The 7,240-nt window shown below is 68.8% G+C and carries 8 protein-coding genes; all 8 read right to left on the bottom strand.

What is annotated here, in order from left to right:
* Positions 1-42 precede the first annotated feature (42 nt).
* Complete coding sequence (locus tag ACWGIH_RS43245; protein ID WP_453452745.1) at positions 43-1,122, bottom strand: lysophospholipid acyltransferase family protein; 1,080 nt, start codon at positions 1,120-1,122, stop codon at positions 43-45.
* Between the two features lie 14 nt (positions 1,123-1,136).
* Complete coding sequence (locus ACWGIH_RS43240) at positions 1,137-2,183, bottom strand: NAD-dependent epimerase/dehydratase family protein (protein WP_453452743.1); 1,047 nt, start codon at positions 2,181-2,183, stop codon at positions 1,137-1,139.
* Between the two features lie 353 nt (positions 2,184-2,536).
* Positions 2,537-2,635 (bottom strand): 30S ribosomal protein bS22, encoded by a 99-nt coding sequence (locus tag ACWGIH_RS43235; protein ID WP_003948845.1) that lies wholly within the window; start codon positions 2,633-2,635, stop codon positions 2,537-2,539.
* 126 nt (positions 2,636-2,761) lie between these two features.
* Positions 2,762-2,971, bottom strand: coding sequence for a helix-turn-helix domain-containing protein (locus tag ACWGIH_RS43230; protein ID WP_157996488.1), 210 nt, complete (start codon positions 2,969-2,971; stop codon positions 2,762-2,764).
* Between the two features lie 132 nt (positions 2,972-3,103).
* Complete coding sequence (locus tag ACWGIH_RS43225) at positions 3,104-3,919, bottom strand: phosphatase (RefSeq protein ID WP_453452741.1); 816 nt, start codon at positions 3,917-3,919, stop codon at positions 3,104-3,106.
* 102 nt (positions 3,920-4,021) lie between these two features.
* Positions 4,022-5,197: an acetoin utilization protein AcuC gene (locus tag ACWGIH_RS43220; protein WP_453452739.1), complete on the bottom strand. Its 1,176-nt coding sequence runs from the start codon at positions 5,195-5,197 to the stop codon at positions 4,022-4,024.
* Positions 5,148-6,368, bottom strand: a complete 1,221-nt coding sequence (locus tag ACWGIH_RS43215) for an MFS transporter (RefSeq protein ID WP_453452737.1) — start codon at positions 6,366-6,368, stop codon at positions 5,148-5,150. The genes ACWGIH_RS43220 and ACWGIH_RS43215 overlap by 50 nt, the downstream gene beginning before the upstream one ends.
* Positions 6,369-6,466: 98 nt before the next feature.
* A complete protein-coding gene (locus ACWGIH_RS43210) occupies positions 6,467-7,111 on the bottom strand; it encodes an HAD family hydrolase (RefSeq protein ID WP_453452736.1) in 645 nt (214 codons plus the stop codon).
* Between the last annotated feature and the right edge of the window lie 129 nt (positions 7,112-7,240).

Below are 7,240 nucleotides of genomic sequence, written 5' to 3'. Positions count from 1 at the left end.
GGCTGGACCCCACGAAGGGGTCCAGCCCGTCCGGCGTTCACGTCAGAAGAAGACAGACCGCCGCTGCACAAGCAGCTTGTACAACGTGTGCTGGATCTGCTCCCGGACCTGATCGGTCAGGTTGAACATCAGCATCGGATCCTCGGCGGCCTCCGGCGGATACCCGTCCGTCGGGATCGGCTCCCCGAACTGGATCGTCCACTTCGTCGGCAGCGGCAACGCCCCCAGCGGCCCGAGCCACGGAAATGTGGGCGTGATCGGGAAGTAGGGGAAACCGAGCACCCGCGCCAGCGTCTTCGCGTTGCCGATCATCGGGTAGATCTCCTCCGCCCCCACGATCGAGCAGGGGACGATCGGGGTCCCGGCCCGCAGCGCGGTGGACACGAACCCGCCCCGCCCGAACCGCTGCAGCTTGTAGCGCTCGCTGAACGGCTTCCCGATGCCCTTGAAGCCCTCCGGCATCACCCCGACCAGCTCGCCCCGCTCGAGCAGCCGCTCGGCGTCCTCGGCGCATGCCAGCGTGTGGCCCGCCTTGCGCGCCAGTTCGTTGACCACCGGCAGCATGAAGACCAGGTCCGCCGCGAGCAGCCGCAGATGCCGCCCCTCGGGGTGGTTGTCGTGCACCGCGACCTGCATCATCAGGCCGTCGAGCGGCAGCGTCCCGGAGTGGTTGGACACGATCAGCGCCCCGCCGTCCGACGGGATGTTCTCGATGCCCTTCACCTCGACGCGGAAGTACTTCTCGTACAGCGGTCGCACCAGGGACATCAGGACCTGGTCGGTGAGCTCCTCGTCGTAGCCGAAGTCGTCGACCTCGTACTCACCCGTGAGCCGCCTGCGCAGGAACGCGAGGCCACCCGCGATACGCCGCTCAAGGCCACCGCCACCGCCCCGCGGCTCCGGTCCGGCCCCGGGCGCGGTGCCGGACGCCTCCTGGCGCGAGGGCTCCGGCTCGGGCGGCTCCACCTGCGACTCTCCGTCCTGCCGGCCGGGCATGGCCGTGACCTCACGCACGGCTGCCGGATCGTTCTTGCGCCGGACCGTTCCTCTGCGCCGGGGCGGGCGCTGCGCACCCGCGCGCGACCGGTCGTCGTCGAACGGAATGACCTTGGCGTCCGCCATCGTTGACGCTCTCCTCAGTTGGCGCTCTGGTTGCCCGCGAAGGGCAGCGTGGCGATCCGGTCGATGGCCCCCGCGACAGCCTGCGGCGGCATCAGACCCGGACCCCGACTGCGTACGAAGTCCGCGAAGGTCTCCGCGGTCGTGTACTTGGGGCTGAAGCCCAGTGTCTCGCGCATCTGCCGGGTGGCGACGACCCGGCCGTGCGTGAGCAGCCTGATCTGCTCGGGCGAGAAGTCGGTGGCGCCCAGTGTGCGCAGTGCCTGACCGACCCAGGTGATCGCGGGCATGAACACCGGGAGCGTCGGACGCCCCAGGCGCCGCGAGCACTGCGAGAGCAGCAGCAGGCCGTCACCCGCGATGTTGAACGTGCCGCTGTTGAGCGTCCCGCGCTCCGGCTCGCGCGCGCCGAGGCGCAGGACCTCGATCGCGTCGTCCTCGTGCACGAACTGCAGCCGCGGGTCGTAGCCGAAGACGGTCGGCAGGACCGGCAGCGAGAAGTACTCGGCGAGCGGGGAGTCCGCGGCGGGACCCAGGATGTTCGCGAACCGCAGCACGCAGACCGCGACGTCCGGCCGGCGGCGCGCGAATCCGCGTACGTACCCCTCGACTTCGACAGTGTCCTTGGCGAAGCCGCCGCTCGGCAGCGACTTCGGCGGCGTCGTCTCGGTGAAGACCGCGGGGTCACGCGGCGCGGACCCGTACACGTTGGTGCTCGACTTCACCACGAGCCGCTTGACCGTCGGCGACTTCTGGCAGGCGCCGAGCAGCTGCATGGTGCCGATGACGTTCGTTTCCTTGAGCGAGCCGCGGTTGCCGCCGGCCAGCGCGGTGCCCGTGACGTCCATGTGCACGACGGTGTCGACGGAGAACTCGGCGAGCACCTTGGCGATCGCGGGCTGCCGTATGTCGGCCTGGACGAAGTCGGCGCCGCCCAGATGGTGCTCGGGAGGGACCGCGTCCACGGCGACCACCCGGTCGACCTCGGGGTCCCGGAGCACGCGTCGGACGAACCGCCCGCCCAGTTGACGGGCCACCCCGGTCACCAGCACGACCTTGCCCAAGATCAGCGCCTGCCTTCCCCAGCCCTCGAAGTCCTGCCGCGCCCCATCATGTCTCTCCCGGCACACGCTAGCGGGTCGATGTTGCGCTGTGATGACCGCCCGATGCAGGAAGTGACGACAGCCACAACACCAGCGCACGGACCTGGCCCTATGCCCAGACCAGGACGTACGCGGGGTCGGGACGCACATCCTGCCCAGGGCGTACGCACGAAACAAGCCCCCGGGCGGCCCGCCGCAGCCGGAAAACCGGCCGGAAGACGCTCCGGCGGGTGCCCCCGGAGGACGCCGGAGAAACACCGAAGCCCTCCCGTCGGATGACGGGAGGGCTTCGGTACGCGTTGTGCAGCTGTCGCTTACTTCTTGTTGCGACGCTGAACGCGGGTGCGCTTCAGCAGCTTGCGGTGCTTCTTCTTGGCCATCCGCTTACGCCGCTTCTTGATAACAGAGCCCACGACTACCCTCGCTCACTTCTCTTCACTCGGTGCGGGGCAGCTGACTGGGCCCACACGACCTACGTCGGCCCTAGCCTACCCGCCTCCGGGTGAGGGGCGTAATCGAGGGGGATCGACCGGCTCCGGTCAGCCCGCCTCGACCCCTACGTAGGACTCGCGGAGGTACTCGTGAACCGCCTGCTCCGGAACCCGGAAGGACCTTCCGACCCGGATGGCGGGCAGATGACCGCTGTGCACCAAGCGGTACACGGTCATCTTGGACACTCGCATCACCGAGGCGACTTCCGCCACGGTCAGAAACTGAACCTCGTTCAGCGGCCTCTGGTTATCAGCCATGACACCCCACCTGAACCTTCCGCACATGACGGGCACCGGCTTCCCCTTCCGGTGACGCTTCGTCGCTGCGCGCTCACTCCCCAGACTAGGGGCGGATGATGCGAGTGGGGAAGAGGAGTAGCGATCGGCCGCCTACTGTGACAGACACGCTCGATTGAGTACATAGCGTGTAAGCGGTCGGTAGTAATCAGACCGCACAGCGTCATCAAGCGGAACGACGACGGACACCCGCCCCTCCGCCTCTCCGACGAACAGCGCGGGATCATCCGTATCCGCCAGACCGATCGCCTCAAACCCCAGCTGACCTGCCCCGCAGACCCATCCGTGGTCACCGATCACGAGCTCTGGAAGCGATCCGTCGGCCTCCGCCGCGGCCGCGAGAGCGGCTCGAACCGGGAGCGGGGAATGGGTGTGTGCGCCGGTCTCACTCCCGGTGGGACGCGCGCCGGGTTCCCGCACCAGCGCGACTCCTTGTACGTAGTCAAGGTTGTACGTGCGTAGGCCGAACCGGGTCGTTATGTCGACACTGCTGCCCTTCGCGGGGGTGAGGACGGTGCACCCGGCCGCCGACAAAGCGTCCGCCAGGGCGGCGTAGAAACCGAGGAGCCGGTGCGGATGTCCTGTCCCGAAGAGCACGGGAAGCCGCCCTCGCACCGCCTCCGCGAGCCTCTCGGCGAAGGCGTCCAGCGCCACCAACGTCCGCTCCGGGTCGATGACATCGACCCCCGAGGTGTGCCGCGGGTCGGCGGACACCCCGCACCTGTCGGCCATGAGGCCCAGCAGGTCACCGGGCCCCCAACTCCACTCGGGGTCGAGGCCGAGCAGTATCCGCGGGTCCCGGGCAGCGAAAAGCCGATAACTCCGCAGGCTCTCCTCCCGCGTGGTGGCCACGGGCCCGGCCAATCGGGCGGCCAACAGATGCGCACGCAACGCTCCGGTGCTCAACACGCTGCGAGCGTGCCGCAGAGAACACCCCGGCACCCCCAAAACCCCGGAAACCCCCCACAGTTGGGCTAACGCGGGCACACTACAGACGCCCCGTACCGGGCCCTACGGCAACAACCCCCGCAGCGGAAACGCCGAGCGGCGAGCAGCAAGCACGGCCTGGTCGAGCCGATCCGCGGGGTCATACCCCTCGGACCAGTCCGCCCAGGAGACGGGCCACCGCCCATCACTCATCCGCGAAGGCGCCAACTGCCGGGTACGCGCGAAGACTTCCTGCCGCCAGGCCTCGGGAATCTCCGCCGAGGGCAGCACCTCCCGCCCCGCGGCGATGGCGGTCAGATGGGTCCAGGACCGGGGCACCACATCCACCACGGCGTACCCGCCCCCACCCAGCGCGACCCACCGCCCATCGGCGTACGCGTGTGCCAACTCATGGCAGGCCACCTGCACAGCCCGCTGCGCATCGAGCGAAACAGCGAGATGAGCCAGCGGATCCTCGAAGTGCGTGTCAGCCCCGTGCTGCGTCACCAGCACCTGCGGCCTGAACTCCGCCAACAGCTCGGGCACCACGGCGTGGAACGCCCGCACCCACCCCGCGTCCCCCGTGCCCGCCGGCAGCGCGACGTTGACGGCCGACCCCTCCGCCACGGAGGCCGCACCCGTCTCCTCGGGCCACCCCGTCTGCGGGAACAACGTCCGCGGATGCTCGTGCATCGAGATCGTGAGGACCCGCGGATCGTCCCAGAAGGACGCCTGCACCCCGTCCCCGTGGTGCACGTCCACATCCACGTACGCGACCCGCTCCGCACCCAGCTCCAGCAACCTGGCGATCGCCAACGACGCGTCGTTGTAGATACAGAACCCCGATGCGGACCCCGGCATCGCATGATGCAGCCCACCCGCGAAGTTCACCGCGTGCAGCGCTTCCCCGCGCCACACCGCCTCGGCCGCACCGACCGACTGCCCCGCGATCAGCGCCGACACCTCGTGCATCCCCGCGAAGGCGGGATCATCCGGGGTCCCGAGGCCATAGCTGCCGTCCGCAGACGCCGGATCGGCGGACGCGGCCTTGACCGCCTCTACATAGTCCTCGCGATGCACGAGCCGCAACGTCGAGTCACCGGCACGCTTGGCCGCGACCACCTCCAGCTCGCGGTCGAGCCCGAAGGCACCGACCAGGCTTCTGGTCAGCGCGAGCCGGACCGGGTCCATGGGGTGCTCGGGACCGAAGTCATAGCCCGTTACTGCCTCGTCCCACATCAGCTGTGCGTGGCCGCTCATGCCCGTCACCGTATCGGTCCGCTCCGGGGGCGAATGACCGGGCATAGAACAAGGTCACGAGCACCAACACCATGGGAACGAGCATCGCCACGCGGTAGTTCCAGGCATCCCCCAGCGCACCCACCAGCGGTGAACCGATCAGAAACCCCACGTAGTTGAAGATGTTGAGCCGCGCGACAGCGGCGTCCGACGCCCCGGGGAAGAGCCTCCCCGCCGCGGCGAAGGTCTGCGGCACGATCACGCACAGCCCGAGCCCGAGCACCGTGAAGCCGAGAATCCCGACCCACGCCCCGGGCGCCACCGCCACGACCGCGAACCCGAGAGCGCCCACCACCGACCCCGCCCGCACCACCGCCACGGCCCCGAACCGCCGCACGCCCAGATCCCCCAGGCCCCGCCCCAGCAGGGTCATGACCATGTAGACGTTGTAAGGGACCGTCGCGACCTCCTCCGAACTCCCCAGCACGTCCTGCAGATACTTCGCACTCCAGTTGGAGACCGTCGAATCCCCGATGTACGCGAAGGTCATCACCAGACAGAGCGGCAGGAGCAGCTTGAAGACGACCGGGCCGCCGCCCTTCCCCTCCCCCGCGCCATCCGCACCCCCTACGGCCTTGGCATCGACGTACCAACGGCTCCCCACGAGCGCCCCCGGCAGCAGCACCACGACCACCGGCAGATACGAGACGAAGAGCGACAGATCCCAGTGCGCCCCCGCCCACGCGATCGACGCCCCCACGATCCCGCCCAAGCTGTACGCCGCGTGAAACCCCAGCATGATGCTGCGCCCGTACGACCGCTGAAGACTCACCCCGAGCATGTTCATGGACGCGTCGAGCGCCCCCACCGAGAGCCCGAAGGCCCCCAGCGCGACCGCCACTTGCCACAGAGCGTCGCCCGCGCCGACCCCGAGTAGCGCCAGGAGCACCACGGGCTGCGCCCACCGCAGCACACGGCTCGGCGCCACCCTCTTGACCAGCCATTCCGTGCCGACGCTGCCGACACCCGCGAGGATCGGCACCGCGGCGAGGAACACCGGCAACAGGCCGTCGGATATCCCGTACCGATCCTGAATGGCGGGGATCCGCGTCACCAGCAACGCGAAGGTGACACCCTGCACCAGGAAGCTGAACGCCAAAGAGGCCCTGCCGCGCCGCAGCTCATCCGTCATGGCAGCAGAGCGTAGGACCCCTGACTACCGGTGGGTAGATAGATCACCCACCCAATTCCCCGGCGATGACACATGTCGGGCCACACCCACGGCCCGCGTCATACGAGTAGGTCAGCCAACTGCCCCATGTCCCCGAACAGTTCGGTGGCCCCCGAAAGCCGCTCGGCCGGCGTCATGGCGGTGAACCCGAACACGTCCATGCCGGCCGCCACAGCGGCCGTCACCCCCAACGGGCTGTCCTCCACCACCACGCACTTCTCGGGCGCCACCCCCATCCGCTCGGCGGCATACAGAAAGAGATCGGGCGCCGGCTTCCCCCGCCCCACGTCCTCGGAGCTGAAGATCCGCTCGTCATCGAACCACCGGTCGAGTCCGGTCCGCCGATGACCGACGCGAATCCGCTCATGGCTCCCGGACGAGGCAAGGCAGTACGGCACCCCGCCGGCCACCAGCTTCTCCAGTACGTCGACGGCCCCCGGCACAGGCTCCAGCTCCCGCTCGAAGGCGTCGAATACGCGAGCGTGGAAGGTCACGTCGAAATCTGCGGGCAGCCTCTCTCCACTGCGCTCAAGAACGAGGTCGTGTACCCGGTGGACCGCGGCACCCATGTAGTCACGGAGGGAGTCCTCGTACGTGGTGGGGTGGCCGAGCTCGGTCAGATAGGCGGCCAGAATGGTGTTGGAAAGCGGTTCGCTGTCCACGAGAACACCGTCGTTGTCGAAGACGACCAGGTCGTAACGCATGACCCGACCCTAACTCGCCCCTGAAACAACTCGACCCTGAACGCAGAAAACCCCCGCACCCAGAGGGTGCGGGGGTTTCCCGTTAATAATAGTTCGGCGGCGTCCTACTCTCCCACAGGGTCCCCCCTG

The sequence above is a fragment of the Streptomyces sp. NPDC054872 genome (assembly GCF_053610705.1).
The sequence above is the reverse complement of the archived record's forward strand: the minus strand, read 5'-3'. Positions and strand labels throughout refer to the sequence as shown.

Coding starts and splice junctions, on each gene's coding strand:
- ACWGIH_RS43245 (WP_453452745.1), bottom strand. CDS start 1,122: ATGGCGGACGCCAAGGTCATTCCGTTCGACGACGACCGGTCGCGCGCG.
- ACWGIH_RS43230 (WP_157996488.1), bottom strand. CDS start 2,971: ATGGCTGATAACCAGAGGCCGCTGAACGAGGTTCAGTTTCTGACCGTG.
- ACWGIH_RS43220 (WP_453452739.1), bottom strand. CDS start 5,197: ATGAGCGGCCACGCACAGCTGATGTGGGACGAGGCAGTAACGGGCTAT.
- ACWGIH_RS43215 (WP_453452737.1), bottom strand. CDS start 6,368: ATGACGGATGAGCTGCGGCGCGGCAGGGCCTCTTTGGCGTTCAGCTTC.
- ACWGIH_RS43210 (WP_453452736.1), bottom strand. CDS start 7,111: ATGCGTTACGACCTGGTCGTCTTCGACAACGACGGTGTTCTCGTGGAC.